Raw genomic sequence first — 21,814 nt, forward strand, 5'->3', positions numbered from 1 at the left:
CGTCATTCCTTAAATGCGTTATTCCTTTTGTGACGAAAGGGCGAGCCAAGATGAAACTCCGCCGCCCCACAGCGCGTCGTCTCGTCTGCCGGGCGCAGCGTGGCGCCAGTGCGATCCAGCCGCGTAACCCGAAAGTCGCCGGGCGGGATGACGTCGCCATCGCGAACGCGCAGCCAGCCGCTTTGCGTCTGCGCCAGCCATCCGACCCACCGCGATGACGACCCGACCATACCTTTTAATCGCCATTCATCCGGTAACGCTCGGCTTTCACACGAAACGTCCTGCCGCGGTTGAAATGGATCGCGCATCGTCTCCGCCATCACCATTCCCGACAGCAAACCGAGCCACAGCGCGACGCTTCGCCATCCGCTCATTGCGCTGCCTCCGCTGACAGTGGCAACGACAGCCGCAGTTCGATGCGCAGCCCGTCCGGCGCTTTTCGGATCGTCATATGATCGATGCGCAGCACTACCGGAAGCGCCCTGACACGCGTCAAAAAATTCAGGGTCGCGGCATACTCCGCGCTAAAAACCAGCAGCCAGACAGGGGATGTCGTGTTCACGCCTTCCGCCTGCACCGGACGCCACGCCACCAGATGAGCGCCGCTATCACGCAACGGCGCTTCCAGCAACGATGCCACGCGATCCGACGGCCAATCCGTCGCCAGCGGCGGCTGGTCAGCCAGCCAGCGCTGCAGCGCGTTTAAGGCTGGCATTCGAGTAATTTTCTCCCTCCACTGCTCAATGGCTTGCGCGCTGCCTCGACACTGCTGCTCAAGCTGCAACAGCAACTGCCGTTCTGCCGAAATCCATACCCCGCCGACGATAAGCGCCACAAGCATCACCATCGCCGACGGCGCCAGCAACAGCAGCCACAGCGGCGTCGCCAGCCAGCGGGCGGCCAGAGGATACAGCCATGTCATCATCCTCTGGCTCCCGGCTCGGCCAACGCCTGCCAATACAGGCGCAACGAGAAATTCAGCCTCGTACTGTCCTGCGCGTCGCGCTGCGTCTGTTGTAAGCTGGCGTGCGCTACCTGCGGTAACGTTGCCATCGCCTTCGCCAGCGCTACGATGGCTGAATAGTGATTGCTCACTCCGAATATCTGAAGATGCGCGCCGTTATCGCCGATTTCCGTCAGCCAGAGCGAATCGGGCACCAGCGTCGGCAACTGTTCAAGCAACGCCTGATAACGCTGGTTCTGCCGCCGCCCCCGCTCCTGCGCCGCCTGCTGTGCCAGCCGCTCTTCCCGCGCCTGCAAGGCATCCCGCGTCTGACGGTAGAGCTGTTCATATCGCGCCTGTTGCGACTGCGTGTGATCGAGTCGCTGCCGCAGCCCCGTCAGCTGTTGCTGCCAGTACCAACCGGCCATAACCGCGACACAGCCGATAGCAAGCAGCGACAAACCCAGCGCCAGCAGGCTCAGCCGCAGACGTCGATACAACAGACGCTGGCGCCATGCCAGAAGATTCACCGTCAGCATGGCGTGTCCTCCGGGCGCACAGCCAGACCACCGGCAATGGCAAAGGCGGCGGGAAACGCCGGTAGCGGAGGCTGTTGCCGATCAAACGCGCTCAGGGGCGACCAGGGAATCAACATAGTGGAAACCTGCTGCAGATACTCCGGCGAAGAGGCGCTGAGATAGGCCTGATGATAAGCGTTATTTTGATAGCAGGTACTTACATACTTCAGTACGTCAGGCATATTCGCAACGCCATCCGAGCGGCTCGTCATGTCATCCGGGTGACCCGTCATGCCATCTGGATGTATGTCATCCGGATAAAAAGTCCCGAATGTCAGCGGCTCCCCCAGCGGGGCAACCCATAGCCAATGATCGTCGAAACGATGCAACAACAGGCGATCGGTCGCCAACCCGGCCTGAGCGGCCATGCAACGCAACGCGCAGGGGGTAATATCGACGGCGTCGGGTTGCAGGCCGGCATCGCGCAGGCAATCCAGCCAGACATTCAATTCAGTTTGGCGCGCCGCAGTGACCAGCAGCGTATTCGGCGTTTGCGGGTCGGGGCGATAATCCAGCGCCAGATCGTCGCCGCTGACCGGCAACGCTTTTGCCGCCATCTTTCCGATATATTCGCCGCGCCGCGGCTCACGCAAACGGTGGTCAGGCAGCGCCAGCCGTTGTTGCAGTACCCGCGAGGCGGGAAATCCCAACCGTAATGAAACAAATCGTGGCAATTCCTGCCGCCATTGACGAAGAACCGTACAAAGCGCGGCGGGATGATGTAGACTACCGCCGCTTAATGTGCCGCCCGGCAACGGCAACTGCCACCAGTGACGCAATTGCCAGCCATGCCTGCGGCGCTGTACGGCCAGAGCACGCATAAAACCATTCTGGATATCCAGTCCAACCTGCCAGATGGGATAAGCCATGAGTGTTCGATCTCCTTATCGTTTCATAACAGAACAGATGCCCGATGGATGTCGAGGTACAGATAAGGCGGCCACCGACTGGGTGAACCACTGGGAACGGAACCCGGTCACGGCAGGGTGACCAATCTGCCGGGCTGATTCGCCCCGGTTTGCAGCGATCCTGACGGGGCGAGGTCCAGAGAAGGGCCGTGGCAGAGGGCGACCAACGCGTCTGTAACCTGAAAGATGACGGGTATATCCACCTTGCTGGCTTCCCTTTATACTAGCGCCCGTCTGTTTATAAACTATTCAATTGCTACTGAATGGAAAATCTCCGGTGAAGTTCGTAAAGTACTTATTCATCCTTGCAGTGAGTTGCATTCTGCTGGGAGCCGCTTCGCTCTATGGCCTCTATCGCTATATCGAGCCACAGTTACCCGATGTCGCCACGCTGAAGGACGTCCGCCTGCAGACTCCGATGCAGGTTTACAGCGCCGATGGCGAACTGATCGCCCAGTTTGGCGAAAAGCGTCGTATCCCGTTGAAGCTGGATCAAGTTCCCCCCACGCTGGTGAACGCGTTTATCGCCACCGAAGACAGCCGTTTCTTCGAACATCATGGCGTTGACCCGCAGGGGATTATCCGTGCGGCGGTGATCGCCCTGACGTCCGGCCATGCCTCGCAGGGGGCGAGCACCATCACCCAGCAGTTGGCGCGAAATTTCTTTCTGAGTCCTGAGCGCACGTTGCTGCGTAAAATCAAGGAAGTGTTTCTGGCGATTCGCATCGAGCAAACGCTGACCAAAGAAGAAATTCTTGAGCTGTACCTGAACAAGATTTATCTGGGCTATCGCGCCTACGGCGTCGGTGCGGCGGCGCAGGTCTATTTCGGCCGCCCGGTGGACCAGTTGACGCTGGCGCAGATGGCGATGATCGCCGGTCTGCCAAAAGCGCCGTCCACCTTCAACCCGCTCTATTCCTACGATCGCGCCGTCGCTCGCCGCAATGTGGTGCTGTCCCGCATGCTGGACGAAAATTACATTACGCAGGCGCAATACGATCAGGCCCGCAGCGAAAAACTGGTGGCGGATTATCACGCGCCGGAAATCGCCTTCTCCGCGCCTTATCTGGCCGAAATGGTTCGTCAGGAAATGGTGAAGCGTTACGGTGAGGATGCGTATAACGACGGTTATCAGGTCTACACCACCATCACCCGCAAGTTGCAACTGGCGGCGGAAGACGCGGTGCATAACAACGTCATCGCTTATGACATGCGCCACGGCTACCGCGGGCCGGAGCAGGTGTTGTGGAAAGTGGGCACCCCGGCTCTGACCCAGGATAAAATCGTCGAGGCATTGAAAAAGCTGCCGGTTTACGGGCCGCTGTTTCCGGCGGTGGTGACCGACGCCAGCGCCGACAAAGCCCATGCCATGATGGCCAGCGGCGATAAAATCGAACTACCGCTGGCGGGGGTACGCTGGGCGCGCGCCTACCGTTCGGATGACCAGCAAGGCCCCACGCCAAAACGCGTGACGGACGTGCTGGAAGCCGGCCAGCAAATCTGGGTGCGCAAAGTCGACAACGACTGGTGGCTGGCGCAAGTGCCGGACGTCAACTCCGCGCTGGTGTCGCTCAATCCGCAAGACGGCGCCGTGCTGGCGCTGGTCGGGGGGTTCGACTTCAACCAGAGCAAGTTCAATCGTGCTACGCAGGCACTGCGTCAGGTCGGTTCGAACATCAAGCCGTTCCTGTATACCGCGGCAATGGACAAGGGGCTGACACTGGCCACCATTCTCAACGACGCCCCGATTACGCGCTGGGATCCAGGCGCCGGTTCCGACTGGAGTCCGAAAAACTCGCCGCCGGAGTATGACGGCCCGATCCGTCTGCGTCAGGGGCTGGGGCAGTCTAAAAACGTGGTGATGGTTCGTGCGATGCGCGCCATGGGCGTGGATTACGCCGCCGATTATCTGGAGCGCTTCGGCTTCCCGGAACAGAATATCGTACATACCGAATCGCTGGCGCTGGGCTCGGCTTCCTTTACGCCGCTGCAGGTGGTGCGCGGCTATGCGGTGATGACCAACGGCGGTTATCTGGTCGACCCGTACTTCATCACCAAAATCGACAACGCCAGCGGCAGCACCGTCTTCACCGCCATCCCGAAAGTGGTGTGCGATACCTGCAATCTGCCGGTGATCTACGGGGATACCCAACGTTCCGCCGTTTTGTCGGACGACAGCATGGAAAACGTGGCGACCTCGCAGGAAAACCCGGTGCAGGCCGCCCCGCAGGCCGACCCGGCCACGCCGTCGGAAGTCGCCAGACAAGCGGCGACGCAGCCTTACGCGCCGCATGTCATCAGCACGCCGCTGTCCTTCCTGATCAAGGATGCGCTGAACAGTAATGTGTTCGGCGAGCCGGGTTGGATGGGAACCGGCTGGCGCGCGGGCAAGGTGCTGCAACGCCGCGATATCGGCGGTAAAACCGGTACCACCAACAACTCGAAGGATGCCTGGTTCTCAGGTTATGGCCCCAATATCGTCGCTTCCGTGTGGATTGGTTTTGACGATCACCGCCGCGACCTTGGCCGGACGTCGGCATCCGGCGTGATTCGCGACCAGATTTCCGGTTACGAAGGCGGCGCGAAGAGCGCCGAACCCGCCTGGGATGACTTTATGAAGGTGGCGCTGGCGGGCGTACCGGAGCAGAAAACACCGCCGCCGCAAGGCATCGTGACCGTAACCATCGATCGCAGCAGCGGCAAACTGTCGGATGGCGGCGCGAACAGCCGTCAGGAATACTTTATCGATGGCACCCAGCCGACCGAACGGGCAGTGCATGACGCCGGCACCACGCTGTTCAATACCAGCAGCGGTCAGGCGGAAGAGCTGTTCTGATCCCGGCGGCGATACGCTTACGATCGAGATACATTTCTGATCGAGATGCATTTCTGATCGAGATAACAAAAAGGCGCGAATATCGCGCCTTTTTCTTTGGTTATCAGTGCTCTGGCTCAAGCCTGGACGTCGCTATCGGTTATTGCCGACCCAACCACTGTTGCGCCAAAAACAGCGCGCTGACGTTGCGGGCTTCACGGAAATCCGGCTCTTTCAGCAACGACATCATGTCCGCCAGCGGCCAGCGCACCAGTTGCAGCGGTTCCGGTTCGTCGCCTTGCAGACGTTGCGGGTACAGCCCGTTCGCCACCACCACATTCATGCAACTGGAAAAATAGGCCGGCGCCATCGTCAGGGTGGATAACAATTCAAACTGTTCCGCGCCAAACCCGGCCTCTTCCATCAGTTCACGGTTAGCCGCTTCAAACACCGTCTCACCCGGGTCTATCAAGCCCTTGGGAAATCCCAGCTCATACTGCTCAATCCCTACCGCGTACTCACGAATCAACAGCAGCTCATCACCGCTCACCGGTACAATCATCACCGCTTCACGGCCCGATGGACGCATACGTTCGTAAACGCGGCGCTCGCCGTTGCTAAACTCCAGATCAACGGATTCCACATTGAACAGACGTGAACGGGCTACGGTCTCAACCTTGAGGATTTTGGGTTTTTGCAGGTTATTATTCATCGTGGCCTCTATAAGGAAACATCAACAGGCTTTCCCTGTTCAGGCCAATCTCGGCACGGAACAAAAAACCGGTAGAGCCACAGTTTCCTACAGAATATTCAGTGAGTCACATTTTGCGTTAACATTAACAGTAGCTGCAACTCTATCATCGTGAATTTACATATTAGCAACACCACATACACATTAATTTTTTTTATACAAAAATCACGACTTGCTCACGATCAATTATTAATAATTCATCAGAAAAAATTCAGAATTTCCTCATTTCGACAATATCTCCCGCTTGCTACCATACGCTGTTAAACAACTAATAGTCGGTTAATTCAGTCATTAACCATGCGACGCGGGTTAACATTGTTCGTGTAGTTTTGTTACTATCCGGAAATAACAGAGGGAACCTTACGCTGTTGGCTGGAGATAATATGCGCACAATACTCATCATATTGGCTGTATTGTTTGCCTGTCTGATTGCGGTAGGGGGGATCATTGGCTATCTCATGTATCGTCGTCTTCTATTCGCCAAGCGTTTGCCAGTAACACCGTCGGGACATCGTCAGCTGACGGCGTCGGAACGTATTGCCATTGAACGCTATCTGGCCATGTCCCATCTGGACGGCCCGGTTTCGTCATCCGTTTCGGTCGCGTCGCCGCGTCTGCCCCGTCTGCTGCCGGGCAACCGGGTTTACCCCATAACTCATAGCATTACCCGCTATGGGTTGAGTACCGATGCGCCCAACAAATGGCGCTACTACATCGACACTCAGGAGATTCACCTGCCCGCGCGCTGGGAGCAATACATCACCCAGAACAATGAGATCGAGCTGATCAAAACCCGCTCGATCCCACTGGTGGTTTCACTGAACGGTCATTCGCTGACGGAATTCATCAATGAGATGGATTCCAGCGCCGGTGTCGACATCCCCGGCGAGCAGGCGTCGATTCGGCCGGAAGTCCATGAGCACACCGAACTGGTGGCGATTCGTCGGGAAACGCTGGAAGAACACGCCGTACACCGCTCACGCGGCCTGCGCGAAACCGGGGTGCTGAGTCTGGCGTTTTTACTGCTGGTGTTCAGTCTGACCAGCCCGCTGGCCATGTTGCCCTGGCTGGCTGGCGCCGCCTGCCTCATGGCTGGCTGGGGATGCTGGCAACTGTTCCGCCCACCTTCGCAGAAAGAACTCCGCGAAGTGCATTGTCTGCACGGCACGCCACAATGCATGGGGTTGTTCAGCGACGCCAGTCAAAGCCAGATCGGCAATGTCTCTCTCGGCAATATTGACCTCATCTATCCCCCTCACTGGCAGCCTTATATCGGCTACGATCTCGGCAGAAAAACCGATGTAGATATCTACCTGACCCGTCAGGTCGTGCGCCAGGGCCATTACCTGTCATTACACAATGAAGTCAAATTCTTCCCGCTACAGCAATGGGGCAAAAACGCCGTACTGGCGGTTGGCGCGCTGTTGAGCCTGATTCTGCTGTTGACCTCGGTGCCGCTTGATCTGCCGCTGAAGCTCAGCCTGGCCTGGGTGCAGGGCACAAGTAGCGTTAAGGTGACTCAGGTAGAAGACCTGGAACGTATGCCGCTGCATATCGGCGACAAATTGCAGGTGCGCGGAGCCGGCATGTGCTACGTGCCGCCGATCAACCTTAACCCGACGTCCTCCCGAGCTTCCGCGTTTGCGCCGTTTGATTGCGCCGCCATTTACTGGAACAAGGCCGCGCCTCTGCCGCTGCCCGAGTCGGACACCATTGAGAAAACCACCGCGCTGCAAAAGACGGTCAACGAGCAGTTACACCCGGCCGCCAGCGACAATCAGGTCAGTTCGCAACTGGCGGACGCCATCCAGAAATCCGGCATGATTCTGCTGAATAATTTCTCGGATATCGTACTGAAAACCGATGCACTGTGTGAAAAAGAAGAAGATTGCACCCGGCTCAAAAACGCGTTGATCAATCTGGGCAACGCCAAGAACTGGGAGCTGCTGGTCAAACGGGCGCGTTCCGGCGCGCTGAAAGGCATGAGCGTGGTGCTGCGCCCGGTGAGCGCCGAGTCACTGGATTCGCTGGTGAAAAACGCGACCGACGAGTTCTACAGCCGCGAAATCATCACCGCGTCCAATTCGCTGAACAGTCCGCCGCCGGGCGGTTTTCTGATTCGCAGCGACGAAGGCCGCCAGTTCGTCAATCATCAAATGCCCGCCACGCCGCTGCGCGATTTCCCGCCGCAGGAGCAATGGCAGGAACTGCAACGTCTGTCATCAATGCTGCTGCACACGCCGTTCGAAGCCAATGGCGTGATTACCCAACTGAGCATCGATGCCAACGGCACCCGCCATATTTCGCTGCACAGCGAACCTGATGCGGTCACCATGTGGCGCTCGCTGGGCGCCTGCCTGCTGTTGCTGGCCTTCAGCGTCATTCTGATACTGAATCTGGTGTTGCTGCTGGTGAAACGCCGCCGCAGTCAGCAGCGTATCGCCAATATCCAGCAATACTACGCTCGCCATCTGGTGCCGGAAACGCCCGTCGCCACCGCCATGTACGGATAATGTCGTTGCGCTCGGATCGGCGGACGTCGCTCCCGGCTCAGTACTCCACTCCCAGATAAGGTAACCGGCCGGCATGAACGGCCGGTTACCTCAAACGGCGAGTGCGATCGGCCGCGTTTAGCGGTTATGCTACGCTGATAACATTGACGGTCCCGCTTCCGGCCTAACCGGAAACGGGGCATATGTCCTGGAGTGTGCATGAATCCCGAACTGAACTGGAATGAGATCGATACCGTCCTGCTGGATATGGACGGCACGCTGCTTGACCTGGCGTTCGACAGCTATTTTTGGCTGCAACTGGTGCCGGAATCCCTGAGCCGTCAGCGCAATATCAGCCTGGATCAGGCTCAGCAATTGATCACCACGGAATATCAGGCGGTGCGCCATACCCTGAACTGGTATTGCTTTGATTACTGGAGCGACCGGTTGGGACTGGATATCTACCAGATGACTAGCGATATCGGCCACCGCGCCCGCCTGCGGGACGATACTACGCCGTTTCTGCATGCGCTGCGCGCAAGCGGCCGCCGAACTATTTTACTAACCAACGCCCATCCGCACAGCCTGTCGGTCAAGGTAGCTCACACCGGGCTTGATCGGCACCTTGATTTATTACTTTCCACCCATACTTATGGGTATCCCAAAGAAGATCAGCGACTATGGCGGTCCGTTCAGGCGGAAACCGGGTTTAACCCGGCGCGTACGCTGTTTGTGGATGACAACGAGCCCATACTGGATGCCGCCAGAACGTTTGGCATTCGTTATTGTCTGGGCGTCAGTAATCCTGATTCGACCTGCCGGCAGGAAACCCGCTTCCGGCAGCACCCGTCGATGAACGACTATCTGGCGTTGCTCCCGGGCATCCACCAGTCGGTTCCCGTCGGCAATCAGGAGTGTTCATGAGCAAAGACAGCCAGCATGACGATGACAATGCGGTCCGGTTGGACAAGTGGCTATGGGCGGCGCGTTTTTACAAAACCCGCGCACTGGCGCGCGAGATGATCGACGGCGGCAAAGTGCACTATAACGGCCAGCGCAGCAAGCCCGGCAAGCTGGTAGAGCTGGATGCCGAAATCACGCTGCGTCAGGGCAATGACGCGCGCACGGTGATTGTCCGCGCCCTCAGCGCACAACGGCGCCCGGCCGCACAGGCCCAGGCGCTGTATGAAGAGACGCAGCAGAGCATTGAAAAGCGCGAAAAACTGGCGCAAGCCAGAAAACTGAACGCCCTGTCGATGCCTCACCCGGACCGGCGGCCGGATAAAAAAGAGCGCCGGGATTTAATCAAATTTAAATACAGTGACGCGGAATGAGAGCCTGGCCCACCAAGCGTAATTGGCGCAGCCAGTTTGGACACGGACAGCGCGCAGACAACATGCAACGCATGTTGAACGGACAAAGCACTTTGTCCGGCCCAACGGGCGAGCGCAGCGAGTAACCCGGAGCGTACACGGAGTACGTGAGGATTTCGAGCACTGCCCAGGTCCAAAATGGCAAGTAAAATAGCCTTGGCGGGCCAGGCTCTAAGCCGCCCTCACCACGAGAGAACATTATGGCCAACCATGACCAATTGCACCGTTATCTGTTCGAAAACCACGCCGTTCGCGGCGAACTGGTAACGGTAAGCGACACCTTCCAGCAGATGCTGACCAACCACGACTACCCCGTGCCGGTAAAAAACCTGCTGGGTGAAATGCTGGTCGCCACCAGCCTGTTAACCGCCACGCTGAAATTCAGCGGCGACATCACCGTGCAGTTGCAAGGCGACGGCCCGCTGAAACTGGCGGTGATTAACGGCAACCATCAACAGCAGATGCGCGGCGTCGCCCGCCTGCAGGGCGACATCGCCGCCGACAGTTCGCTGCACGACATGGTGGGCAACGGCTATCTGGTGATCACCATTACCCCGACCGAGGGCGAGCGCTATCAGGGCGTGGTGGGGCTGGACGGCGACAATGTGGCCGCCTGTCTGGAAAACTATTTCCAGCAGTCCGAGCAGTTGCCGACGCGCCTGTTCATCCGCACCGGCGAACATGACGGCCGCCAGTGCGCCGCCGGGATGCTGCTGCAGGTGCTGCCCGCGCAGCACGGCAACCGCGAGGACTTCGACCACCTGACCCAGTTGACCGCCACCGTCAAGGGCGAAGAGCTGTTCGGTCTGCCGGCCGACGAGGTGCTTTATCGTCTGTACCATCAGGAAAACGTCACGCTGTATGAACCGCAGCCGGTGGCGTTCCAGTGCCACTGCTCGCGGGAACGCTGCGCTGACGCGCTGATGACCCTGCCGGCGGACGAGGTCAGCGACATTCTGGGGCAGGACGGGCAAATCGATATGCACTGCGACTATTGCGGCAGCCATTATCTGTTCAGCGTGCAGGACATTGCCGACCTTCGTCAGTCCGGCGCCGAACCGACCCTGCACTGATTCCTCGTTTTAGCGGCTCGCCTGCGGGCTGTTGAGGCTGTTGACAAACAGCCATGTTGTCTTACGAACGATGAATTTTGTCTGGTCAGTGAATAGTTTCGTGCGGGATAAACGGTGTCGTTTCTCTGCCTTTCCATCGCACGCACGACAAGGAGAGGTTCAAACGCCACCTCTCCTTGACCACTGGCTGGTGGCTAAATTATGAACCCTGACGGGTTCACCCTTGCGGGCCAGCGCAAGCGCTGTTCCATTTTGCGTTGCAAAATGGTGTGCCGCTGACGCGGTCCCTTCGGCGTTCGCCTTCGCTGTTCGGGCCGCTCGTGACGTGATTACTCGCCCCATCCCTGGGGCTCGCCCTACGGGCCAGCGTAAACGCTGTTCAAAAACGCTCCCGGCGTTTTTGTCCGGCACGGCACGGGCTTTCGCAGCATCCATGCCGCTCACCCGGCGAAGTCGCTCACCTCAGCACAGTTTTAACGCCGGAAAAAACCTTCATTTTGCACTTATAGGGTTTGTCAGCAATCTGAGCGGCCCGCCTGCGGGCCGATTCTCGTTTTTCAGAGCGATTGAACCACAAGCAACCGCCCGTTCTCTCACCGGATTATTTCGCTTACATAACAACCATTTGCTTACTTTTTATTCACATGTATAAGCAAAGTTATTAATGAATTTATTTAATTTTTTGATTGTTATCGCGGTTAAAATAAGCTCACCTTCTAGACTTACTACCAGTACGACTATAACGATCTAGGAGTAGCAACATGCAGATAAAAGGCATTACGCCAGAAGCACTGACGGCTTATGGCATTCATGATGTCCGCGAAATTGTCTACAACCCAAGCTACGATTTACTTTTTACTGAAGAAACATCCCCTACCCTACAAGGCTATGAACGCGGTATCGAAACCCAGTTGGGCGCCGTTTCCGTTGATACCGGCATTTTCACCGGCCGCTCCCCGAAGGATAAGTACATCGTCCGCGACGATGTGACCCGCGACACCGTGTGGTGGTCCGATCAGGGCAAAGGCAAAAACGACAACCATCCGCTCAGCCAGGAAACCTGGCAACACCTGAAACAGCTGGTCACCCGCCAGTTATCAGGTAAACGCGTGTTTGTCGTTGATGCTTTCTGCGGCGCCAACGCCGACACACGTCTGAAGGTTCGTTTCATCACCGAAGTCGCCTGGCAGGCGCACTTCGTGAAAAACATGTTTATCCGCCCCAGCGATGAGGAGTTACAGGGTTTCGAGCCGGATTTCATCGTGATGAACGGCGCGAAATGCACCAACCCGCAGTGGCAGGAACAAGGACTGAACTCGGAAAACTTCGTGGCCTTCAACCTGACTGAGCGCATCCAGCTCATCGGCGGCACCTGGTACGGCGGCGAAATGAAGAAAGGTCTGTTCTCCATCATGAACTACCTGCTGCCGCTCAAGGGCATCGCGTCCATGCACTGCTCGGCCAACGTGGGCGAAAAAGGTGATGTGGCGGTGTTCTTCGGCCTGTCCGGCACCGGCAAAACCACGCTGTCCACCGACCCGAAACGGCAGTTGATCGGCGATGACGAACACGGCTGGGACGACGACGGCGTGTTCAACTTTGAAGGCGGCTGCTACGCGAAAACCATCAATCTGTCCGCTGAAGCGGAGCCGGATATTTATCACGCTATCCGCCGCGACGCGCTGCTGGAAAACGTGACTGTGCTGGCGGATGGCCGCGTGGATTTCAGCGACGGCTCCAAAACCGAAAACACCCGCGTGTCCTACCCGATCTATCACATCGATAACATCGTCAAGCCGGTTTCCAAAGCCGGGCACGCCACCAAGGTGATTTTCCTGACCGCCGATGCCTTCGGCGTGCTGCCGCCGGTGTCCCGCCTGACCGCAGACCAGACCCAGTACCACTTCCTGTCCGGCTTTACCGCCAAACTGGCGGGCACCGAACGCGGCGTGACCGAACCGACGCCAACCTTCTCCGCCTGCTTCGGCGCGGCGTTCCTGACGCTGCACCCGACGCAGTACGCCGAAGTGCTGGTGAAGCGCATGCAGGCGGCGGGCGCCAAAGCCTATCTGGTCAACACCGGCTGGAACGGCACCGGCAAGCGTATCTCCATCAAGGACACGCGCGGCATTATCGACGCGATCCTCAATGGCAGCATTGACGACGCCGAAACCCAGACGCTGCCGATCTTCGATCTGTCGATCCCGACCGCGCTGCCGGGCGTGGATCCGGCGATTCTGGATCCGCGCGACACCTACGCCGATCCGGCGCAGTGGGAAGAGAAGGCGCACGATCTGGCGCAGCGCTTTATCACCAATTTCGACAAGTACACCGACACCCCTGCCGGTGCGGCGCTGGTTTCCGCCGGTCCGAAACAATAATGACGGCAACGCGCTGCCATTCCCCCGGCAGCGCCCGACCGACAGCAAAAAGGCGCGATGAACGCGCCTTTTTCTTTGCTATTTTTTTGCCGTGTTGCCGGCGGCGCACGCCGCTACTTTTCTCTCTTTCTGCTGTTTGCCGGAACCGACGTTCGTCGGTTGCTATCGCGCGCCGGCATCGCGCCGGATTGATTCGGGAATGCCAGCGGCAGGTAAGCCCGCACCCGTAACCCACCGCGTTCGCTGGCGCCGACGTCCAGCGATCCGTTATGCGCGTCAATGATGCGCTGCACAATCGCCAGCCCCAGCCCGGTGCCGCTGGTACTGCGGGCGCTATCGCCACGCACAAACGGCTGGAACAGGTGCGTCAACTGCGACGGGTCGATACCGGGGCCGTCGTCCTCCACCTGGAACCAAGCGCGCTGCAATTCACGACCGCTGCTAACGCGAATCCAGCCGTTGCCGTAACGGGCCGCGTTCACCACCAGATTCGCCACCGCCCGCTTGATGGATAACGGGCTGACTTTCATTGGCAACTCACCCCAGGCAAGCTCACTTTCGATCTCGCGCTCGTAGCCGCTTTCCGACGCCACCACTTCGCCCAGAATCGCGTTGAGGTCGGCCACTTCCATCTGCATTTCCTGACCGGTGCGCAGATAGTCGATGAACTGTTCAATGATGGCGTTGCACTCTTCGATATCCTTATTGATCGACTCCGCCAGGTATTCATCTTCCTGACCCATCATCTCCGTCGCCAGACGAATACGGGTCAGCGGCGTGCGCAGATCGTGGCTGACGCCGGCCATCAGCAGCGTACGGTCATCCGCCAGCAGCTTGACCCCGGACGCCATCTGATTGAACGCGCGCGTCACCGAACGCACCTCCGACGCGCCGTACTCGCGCAACGGCGGCGGAATAATACCTTTCCCCACCTGAATGGCGGCATGCTCCAGCTCCACCAGCGGCCGGTTCTGCACCCGGATAAACAACCAGGCGCCGCCGATCACCAGCAGCATAATCGCCAGGGTATAACGGAACAGCGGCGAGAAATCGCCCTGATGGATCTCCGTCAGCGGCACCCGCACCCAAATATCCGGCGACAACCAGGTTTTCAGCCACACCACCGGGGTATTCTTGCTCACTTCCACCCGCACTTCGGTCGGCCCGCCCAATTGCTGCGCCATCTGCTGACTCAGAAACTTGTAGTGCTGCGCCCAGCGCAGCCCGCTCTCCTCCGCCGCGGCGTTGGTGTAGAGCGAGATGCCCAGTTCACGGTAAATCTCGCGCCGGAACGCGGGAGGCACGTCCAGCGTGGAACCATCTTCCAGTTGCAGCTTATCCGTCATCAACATTCTGACCTCGTAGGCCAGAACCTTGTTGAACTGCTGCAGGCTGGGCAGAATCGCGAAGTTAAGCACCACCAGATAGGTGGTGACAAGACTGACGAACAGCAGAGTGACAATCAGCAACAGCGTACGAGCGAAGGCGCTGCGCGGAGAGAAGCGCCATCGAATCATGCTTTACTGCCGTCCGGCACAAAGACGTAGCCCAGCCCCCATACGGTCTGGATATAACGCGGGTGCGCCGGATCTTCTTCTACCATGCGGCGCAGACGGGAAATCTGCACATCAATCGAGCGTTCCATGGCACTGTACTCACGTCCGCGGGCCAGGTTCATCAGCTTATCGCGAGACAACGGCTCGCGCGGATGGCTAACCAGCGCCTTGAGTACGGCGAACTCACCGCTGGTCAGCGGCATCGGCTCGTCGTCGCGGAACATTTCGCGCGTGCCCAGATTCAGTTTGAACTTGCCGAACGCGATGATCGCCTCTTCCTGCGACGGTGCGCCCGGCAATTCGTTGGCCTGACGACGCAGCACCGCACGGATACGGGCCAACAGTTCGCGCGGGTTAAACGGTTTGGGAATATAGTCGTCCGCACCGATTTCCAGACCCACGATCCTGTCCACCTCTTCACCTTTCGCCGTCACCATAATGATCGGCATCGGGTTACTTTGACTGCGCAGACGGCGACAGATGGACAGACCATCCTCCCCCGGCAACATCAGATCCAGCACCATCAGATGGAAGGATTCGCGCGTCAGCAGGCGATCCATCTGTTCGGCGTTGGCGACGCTACGGACCTGAAAACCCTGCTCGGTCAGATAGCGTTCCAGCAACGCACGCAGGCGCATATCGTCATCCACAACCAGAATTTTATAATTCTCTTGCATCTCTCTTCTCCAAAGACGTGATAGCCGCCAGCGCTTGGCTTTATTACGAAGCACAATCTGATATTGTTCAGAAACCGGCAATGAACTGACAGTCGTTTCTGGTATATATTCTAGGCAAAATTGTTACAAAGGATATAAAAATACGGTGTAATCAAACCGTTCCTGTCGCTGAGTACTGCAAATCACGCCACAAATGACGATTTATCCGCTATGTTATCTCACAGCCAACGATTATAACGATTTTATGATCCTTACATTTCAGAAAAGCGTATGAAAACCGATCTGATCACGCGCGAAGGCTATGAAGCCCTGCATCAGGAACTCAATTATCTGTGGAAGGAACGCCGCCCGGAAATCACCGAGAAGGTGGCCTGGGCCGCCAGCCTGGGCGATCGCAGCGAAAACGCCGATTACCTCTACAATAAGCGCCTGCTGCGTGAAATCGACCGCCGGGTGCGCTATCTGCGTAAACGCCTGCAAGTGGTGCGGGTGGTGGATTACTCTCCCCAGCAGGACGGCAAGGTATTTTTCGGCGCCTGGGTCGAGGTGGAAAACGAAGACGGCGATGTGAAACGATTTCGGATCGTCGGGCCGGATGAAATTTACGGCCGCAAGGATTACATCTCGATTGACGCCCCGATGGCGCGCGCGCTGCTGAAAAAAGCGGTGGATGAAGAAGCGGTGGTCAATACGCCAACCGGTCCAAAGGTCTGGTACGTCAATAAAATCGACTATCGCAACCCCATCGGCTATCGCAACCCTATCGACTGACCTCCCCGACGCCCGTTATACCGGCGGGCGCACTCCCGGTAGCGCCTGCTGCGTTCGCCTTTCCCAGATGCCATATATCAAATCGTGTTTCAATTAGTAATATTTATTCTTTTTATGATATATAAATTCTCTATTTTACATATTTATTCTTACTTTGACATAAAGATGTCATTTCCCTCCCTTACCGTGGCCTCGATGATTACGGAGGGCCGTTTATGTTTAGCCTGGATAACCTATTACAAGAACTTGCTCCACATCGTTCCACTCCGACCTGGCAGCGTTCATTGCTGCGTAGCTTGTTATTCGAGAATGAATTTCAGCAATTCGCCCAGCGTTACCCTCATCTCAAAGGACTGGACTTGGTGGAACAGGTTCTGGATCACTTCAGCCTTAATTGTGAAATGGTGGAAGGCGATCTGGAAAACATTCCCAGCCGGGGGCCGGTGGTGCTGGTCGCCAACCATCCGATCGGTTCGCTGGATGGACTGGCGCTGCTGCGCACCGTCGCCAGCGTACGTCCGGATGTGCGTGTCGTCGCCAGCCAATTACTTTCCTATATCGAACCACTGAAAAACCTGTTTTTTTCGGTAGATAACTTTAGCAACCGCACCCGGCGCCACCAGCTCGCCGCCATTCAGGAACACCTGGCCGGCGATGGCGCGATCATCATGTTCCCTGCCGGCGAAGTCTCCCGCATGAGCCTGAAAGGCATACGGGACGGCCACTGGCATAGCGGTTTTATCCGCATGGCCGCCAAAGCGCGCGCGCCGATTGTGCCGATTCATATCAGCGGTCGTAACAGCAACCTGTTCTACCTGTCGTCGTTGATCTATCGCCCGCTGTCCACCCTGTTGCTGGTGCGGGAAATGTTTCGTCAGCGCGGCAACCGGCTGCGTTTTCGCATCGGCGCACAAATCCCCTATCCAACCTGGAGCCAGGGCGAGTGGCAACCCAACGATCTGGCCGCCCGCTTTCGCCGCCATGTCTACCGTTTAGGACAAGGCAAACCTGGCTGTTTTAACGGCGACAAGCCGATTGCGTTACCGGAAGAACGCACGCTGCTGAAACGGGCATTGGAAACGTGCGAAGCACTCGGTACCACGCCGGACGGCAAGAAAATTTATCTCTATCGCCGCGGCAGCGAAGATTACGTCCCCATCTTGCGTGAGCTGGGACGTCTGCGGGAAATCGCGTTTTGCGCCGTCGGCGAAGGCTCCGGCAAACGCCGCGACCTCGACAGCTTCGACGACGATTATCTGCATCTGGTGCTATGGGACGACCGTGAACTGGAAATCGTCGGCGCCTATCGGTTTGCGCCGACGGCGCGCCTGCTGGCGGAAAAAGACATCAGCGGTCTGTACAGTCATAGCCTGTTTCAATACGGCGAAGAGATGGCCCCGGTGCTGGCCAGCGGAATCGAGTTGGGCCGCAGCTTTATCCAGGGGCAAACGCGGCCTGGACTACCTGTGGCTGTGTATCGGCGCCTATCTGGCGCGTTATCCGGAATACCGCTATCTGTTCGGCCCGGTATCCTTATCCGGCTCATTGCCGTCGCCGGCGCGGGATCTGCTGATCGCCTTCTACCGGTTGCACTTCGCGCCCAGTCAGGCGCTGGCCCGTTCACGCCGGCCCTACCCGGCCTCGCTGCCGGAAGTCCTGAGACAATTCGAGGGCGACGACTATCAACAGGATTTGACGCGCCTGAAAAGTATGCTCAGCAATATGGGGTGCTCCATTCCCACGCTGTATAAGCAGTACTCGGAGCTGTGTGAACCGGGCGGCGTGCAGTTTATCGACTTCGGCCTCGATCCGGACTTCAACAACTGCGTCGATGGCCTGGTACTGGTGGATTTACAGCAACTGAAAGCCTCTCGCCATCAGCGCTACATCGCGCCGTTCTGCAACGAGGAAAATGTTCAGTAACTAGACATAGTGGTCAGTAACTAGACATAGTGCTCAGTAACGAGGTATAGCGCTCGGCGGCACCGGCACCAGTCGGGCCGCCTCAAACCCTCCGTTTGTCTGACTGGCATTTTGCGCCGTCAATCCGTATAACTGTCCCCCAGTCATTTATCCTTTCAACATTCATTATCTCGCTAATAAAACTATCTTGCTGATAACACTATGACGAATGCATTAAGCCAGATTATTGCCAGCGAACTGCAGGCACGTAACGAACAGGTCAGTGCGGCCATCCAACTGCTGGACGAGGGCAACACGGTTCCTTTTATCGCCCGTTACCGTAAAGAAGTCACCGGCGGGCTGGACGACACCCAACTGCGTCAGTTGGAAACTCGCTTGTCTTACCTGCGCGAGCTGGAAGAGCGCCGCCAGACCATCCTCAAATCGATTGAGGAACAGGGCAAGCTGACCGACGCGCTGGCGACGTCGATCAACACCACCCTCAGCAAAACCGAGCTGGAAGACCTCTACCTGCCTTACAAACCCAAACGCCGCACGCGTGGGCAAATCGCCATCGAAGCCGGACTGGAGCCGCTGGCGGACAGCCTGTGGAACGACCCGAGCCAGACGCCGGAACTCGTCGCCGAGGCTTACATTAACGCCGATAACGGCGTGGCCGACGTCAAAGCCGCACTGGACGGCGCGCGCTATATTCTGATGGAGCGCTTTGCCGAAGACGCCGCGCTGCTGGCCAAGGTGCGTGATTACCTGTGGAAAAACGCCCATCTGGTGTCCCGCGTGGTGGAAGGCAAAGAGGAAGACGGCGCGAAATTCCGCGACTACTTCGACCACCACGAACCGCTGTCGCAGGTGCCGTCACACCGGGCGCTGGCGATGTTCCGCGGCCGTAACGAAGGCGTGTTGCAACTGTCGCTTAACGCCGATCCGCAGTTTGACGAACCGCCGAAAGAGAGCCACTGCGAGCACATCATCATCGAGCATCTGGGATTACGTCTCGGCAACGCACCGGCGGACGGCTGGCGGCGCGCGGTGGTGAACTGGACCTGGCGCATCAAGGTGCTGCTGCATCTGGAAACCGAACTGATGGGCAGCGTGCGCGAAAAAGCCGAAGACGAAGCCATCAACGTATTTGCCCGCAACCTGCACGACCTGCTGATGGCGGCGCCCGCCGGCATGCGCGCGACGATGGGGCTGGACCCCGGCCTGCGCACCGGCGTGAAAGTGGCGGTGGTGGACGCCACCGGCAAGCTGGTGGCGACCGATACTATTTATCCGCACACCGGTCAGGCCGCCAAAGCGGCCACCGTGGTCGCGGCGCTATGCATCAAGCATCAGGTGGAACTGGTCGCCATCGGCAACGGCACCGCTTCGCGCGAAACCGAGCGTTTCTTCCTCGACACCCAGAAACAGTTCCCGGACGTAAAAGCGCAGAAAGTCATCGTCAGCGAAGCGGGCGCGTCGGTGTATTCCGCCTCCGAGCTGGCGGCGCTGGAGTTCCCGGATCTGGACGTGTCGCTGCGCGGCGCGGTATCCATCGCCCGCCGCTTGCAGGACCCGCTGTCAGAACTGGTCAAGATCGACCCGAAATCCATCGGCGTCGGCCAGTACCAGCATGACGTCAGCCAGACCCAACTGGCGAAAAAACTGGAGGCGGTGGTAGAAGACTGCGTGAACGGCGTCGGCGTCGACCTCAATACCGCCTCGGTGCCGCTACTGACCCGCGTAGCCGGCCTTACCCGGCTGATGGCGCAGAACATCGTGAGCTGGCGTGACGAAAACGGGCGCTTCAACAACCGCGACCAGTTGCTGAAAGTCAGCCGCCTCGGCCCGAAGGCCTTTGAGCAGTGCGCCGGCTTCCTGCGCATCAACCACGGCGACAACCCGCTCGATGCCTCCACCGTCCACCCGGAAGCCTACCCGGTGGTGGAGCGTATTCTAGCCGCCACCGAGCAGAAACTGCAGGATCTGATGGGCAATGCCAGCGCGCTGCGCAGCCTGAAACCAGCCAGCTTTACCGACGATCGTTTCGGGGTGCCCACCGTCACCGACATCATCAAAGAGCTGGAAAAACCGGGGCGCGACCCGCGGCCGGAATTCAAGACCGCCAGCTTCGCCGACGGGGTGGAAACCCTCAACGACCTGCTGCCGGGCATGATTCTGGAAGGCGCCGTCACCAACGTCACCAACTTCGGCGCGTTTGTGGATATCGGCGTCCATCAGGACGGACTGGTGCACATCTCCTCCTTGTCGGATCGCTTCGTGGAAGACCCGCATCAGGTGGTGAAAGCCGGTGACATCGTTAAGGTGAAAGTGCTGGAAGTGGATCTGCAGCGTAAGCGCATTGCGCTGACCATGCGGCTGGACGAACAGCCGGGCGAGGGCAACAGCCGTCGCGGCAGCGGCGGACGCGAGCGCGACAACGGCAATAATAATGCATCGCGCCCATCGCAAGCGGGGAACAAGGCTCGTCCGCGCCAGAGCAACGCCCCGGCAAGCGGCAACAGCGCCATGAGCGACGCGCTGGCGGCGGCGTTTAAGAAGCGGTGATATCTCTGTCAGGGTTCAGGCTATCGAGCCTGAACCCTGTATTCAGGAACGGTGACCGGCGTATCATGTCCGAATGATGTGCGTATGCTAAAGAACAACAATTTTTATCAAGGCTAGCTGTATGAAAATTATTTTAAATAACTCAAAAGGAAATTACACATGGATACAGTGGAAGAAATAGGTGGAACATATTTTTATAATGGGATGATAAATTTAAGCGCAGGAGAATTATTCTTCTGGGTCATGGTTGATGAAACCATGAAACACTTTGGCATTGATGATGCCCTCGCTATGAGCATGATTCTTTTAGGGCGAAATGATCAAGAGACAAGAAGAAAACCGTCCGGTGCAATAAAAGGAACGTCATTATCTAGCATATACTCCAGGCGAATATTCAAAAAAACAAAAATCCCACTGGGAATATCATTACCAACGATTATTGGTGGTCCAATCCAAGGATTAAAGATAAGATTTGTTAGGAACCTAGGGACATTTGTTGGCAGGACAATACCTGTCTTAGGTTGGGCAATATTAATTTGCGATGTAAGCACCATATCCTATAATACTGTACGACACTACAATCAGATAGCCAGAGGAGAGGATAAACTATATGGAAATTAACAAGAAGGAAATAATAAACTTGGTAAAGAGACACGCTGGAGTGTCAATAACCCCATATCAAAAAGAAATAACAGAGGAAAGTATAATAAACTCAGATTTTGATTTTGATGATGATGAGATACAGGCATTGATGTCTGATTTCTTTAAAGAATTCGACGTCACTCCAGATAATTTTAATGTGAAAAATTATTATTATGATTATTCAGATTATAGCTTTCTATCTCTTTTAAACCCTTTTAAAAAGATAGAAAAACCAGAATTAAAAATATTATCTGTAGCAATGCTTATAGAATCTGCAAGATTAGGGTGCTGGCTTTACGACTAACCTCCGAAGTGCATACTATACCCATCATGTTTCAAATTTCAGTTTAGGGTATATGTTTCGGAGGCCATTAGAAATAATAT

General features: G+C 57.2%; 17 protein-coding genes and 1 pseudogene. 11 read left to right on the plus strand and 7 right to left on the minus strand.

Annotated elements, in window-relative coordinates:
* Positions 1-2: 2 nt before the first annotated feature.
* The 4 genes from DDA898_RS19635 to pilM are packed head-to-tail and all read right to left on the minus strand — an operon-like array spanning position 3 to position 2,390.
* The gene (locus DDA898_RS19635) at positions 3-374 is read right to left on the minus strand and encodes a HofP DNA utilization family protein (protein ID WP_038912095.1); all 372 of its coding nucleotides are present in this window, start codon (positions 372-374) and stop codon (positions 3-5) included.
* Positions 371-925: a hypothetical protein gene (locus DDA898_RS19640; RefSeq protein WP_236616684.1), complete on the minus strand. Its 555-nt coding sequence runs from the start codon at positions 923-925 to the stop codon at positions 371-373. Before DDA898_RS19640 ends, DDA898_RS19635 begins: the two co-directional genes overlap by 4 nt.
* Positions 922-1,482 (minus strand): PilN domain-containing protein, encoded by a 561-nt coding sequence (locus DDA898_RS19645; protein ID WP_038912096.1) that lies wholly within the window; start codon positions 1,480-1,482, stop codon positions 922-924. Before DDA898_RS19645 ends, DDA898_RS19640 begins: the two co-directional genes overlap by 4 nt.
* Entirely contained in the window at positions 1,476-2,390 is a 915-nt protein-coding gene (gene pilM / locus DDA898_RS19650) for a type IV pilus biogenesis protein PilM (RefSeq protein WP_038912098.1), read from the minus strand. Before pilM ends, DDA898_RS19645 begins: the two co-directional genes overlap by 7 nt.
* A gap of 316 nt (positions 2,391-2,706) precedes the next feature.
* On the opposite strand from pilM, the gene mrcA reads away from it, so the two are divergent.
* Entirely contained in the window at positions 2,707-5,265 is a 2,559-nt protein-coding gene (gene mrcA, locus DDA898_RS19655; protein ID WP_038902257.1) for a peptidoglycan glycosyltransferase/peptidoglycan DD-transpeptidase MrcA, read from the plus strand.
* Positions 5,266-5,404: 139 nt separating this feature from the next.
* Here the strand turns inward: mrcA and nudE are convergent, their stop codons facing one another.
* On the minus strand, positions 5,405-5,956 hold the full coding sequence (gene nudE / locus DDA898_RS19660) for an ADP compounds hydrolase NudE (protein WP_013319763.1): 552 nt from the start codon (positions 5,954-5,956) through the stop codon (positions 5,405-5,407).
* A 422-nt stretch (positions 5,957-6,378) separates the two neighbouring features.
* Here nudE and DDA898_RS19665 point away from each other — a divergent pair, with 422 nt between their 5' ends.
* From DDA898_RS19665 to pckA, 5 genes are all read left to right on the plus strand, one after another.
* Positions 6,379-8,508 carry an intracellular growth attenuator family protein gene (locus DDA898_RS19665; RefSeq protein ID WP_038912099.1) on the plus strand — a complete coding sequence of 710 codons (2,130 nt, stop codon included), beginning with the start codon at positions 6,379-6,381 and terminating at the stop codon, positions 8,506-8,508.
* 198 nt (positions 8,509-8,706) lie between these two features.
* Positions 8,707-9,411, plus strand: a complete 705-nt coding sequence (gene yrfG / locus DDA898_RS19670; protein WP_038902259.1) for a GMP/IMP nucleotidase — start codon at positions 8,707-8,709, stop codon at positions 9,409-9,411.
* Positions 9,408-9,821: a ribosome-associated heat shock protein Hsp15 gene (gene hslR / locus DDA898_RS19675; protein WP_038902260.1), complete on the plus strand. Its 414-nt coding sequence runs from the start codon at positions 9,408-9,410 to the stop codon at positions 9,819-9,821. Before yrfG ends, hslR begins: the two co-directional genes overlap by 4 nt.
* Positions 9,822-10,060: 239 nt before the next feature.
* Positions 10,061-10,933: an Hsp33 family molecular chaperone HslO gene (hslO, locus tag DDA898_RS19680; protein ID WP_038912100.1), complete on the plus strand. Its 873-nt coding sequence runs from the start codon at positions 10,061-10,063 to the stop codon at positions 10,931-10,933.
* Between the two features lie 761 nt (positions 10,934-11,694).
* Positions 11,695-13,314 carry a phosphoenolpyruvate carboxykinase (ATP) gene (gene pckA, locus DDA898_RS19685; protein ID WP_038902262.1) on the plus strand — a complete coding sequence of 540 codons (1,620 nt, stop codon included), beginning with the start codon at positions 11,695-11,697 and terminating at the stop codon, positions 13,312-13,314.
* A gap of 113 nt (positions 13,315-13,427) precedes the next feature.
* On the opposite strand, the gene envZ is transcribed toward pckA, so the two are convergent.
* Together envZ and ompR are read right to left on the minus strand one after the other, a co-directional pair.
* Positions 13,428-14,831, minus strand: coding sequence for a two-component system sensor histidine kinase EnvZ (envZ, locus tag DDA898_RS19690; RefSeq protein WP_038912101.1), 1,404 nt, complete (start codon positions 14,829-14,831; stop codon positions 13,428-13,430).
* Positions 14,828-15,547: an osmolarity response regulator transcription factor OmpR gene (gene ompR / locus DDA898_RS19695; RefSeq protein ID WP_005969424.1), complete on the minus strand. Its 720-nt coding sequence runs from the start codon at positions 15,545-15,547 to the stop codon at positions 14,828-14,830. Before ompR ends, envZ begins: the two co-directional genes overlap by 4 nt.
* A gap of 270 nt (positions 15,548-15,817) precedes the next feature.
* On the opposite strand from ompR, the gene greB reads away from it, so the two are divergent.
* From greB to DDA898_RS19720, 5 genes and pseudogenes are all read left to right on the plus strand, one after another.
* The gene (greB, locus tag DDA898_RS19700) at positions 15,818-16,318 is read left to right on the plus strand and encodes a transcription elongation factor GreB (RefSeq protein WP_013319772.1); all 501 of its coding nucleotides are present in this window, start codon (positions 15,818-15,820) and stop codon (positions 16,316-16,318) included.
* Positions 16,319-16,533: 215 nt separating this feature from the next.
* Positions 16,534-18,241 (plus strand): annotated as a pseudogene (gene olsF, locus DDA898_RS19705) (bifunctional ornithine lipid synthase OlsF).
* A gap of 201 nt (positions 18,242-18,442) precedes the next feature.
* Complete coding sequence (locus tag DDA898_RS19710) at positions 18,443-20,788, plus strand: Tex family protein (protein ID WP_038912102.1); 2,346 nt, start codon at positions 18,443-18,445, stop codon at positions 20,786-20,788.
* A 159-nt stretch (positions 20,789-20,947) separates the two neighbouring features.
* Positions 20,948-21,409, plus strand: a complete 462-nt coding sequence (locus DDA898_RS19715) for an STM2901 family protein (protein WP_038912103.1) — start codon at positions 20,948-20,950, stop codon at positions 21,407-21,409.
* Positions 21,399-21,734: a DUF1493 family protein gene (locus tag DDA898_RS19720; protein ID WP_038912104.1), complete on the plus strand. Its 336-nt coding sequence runs from the start codon at positions 21,399-21,401 to the stop codon at positions 21,732-21,734. Before DDA898_RS19715 ends, DDA898_RS19720 begins: the two co-directional genes overlap by 11 nt.
* The last annotated feature ends 80 nt before the right edge of the window (positions 21,735-21,814 follow it).

The organism is Dickeya dadantii NCPPB 898 (assembly GCF_000406145.1).
Taxonomy (GTDB): domain Bacteria; phylum Pseudomonadota; class Gammaproteobacteria; order Enterobacterales; family Enterobacteriaceae; genus Dickeya; species Dickeya dadantii.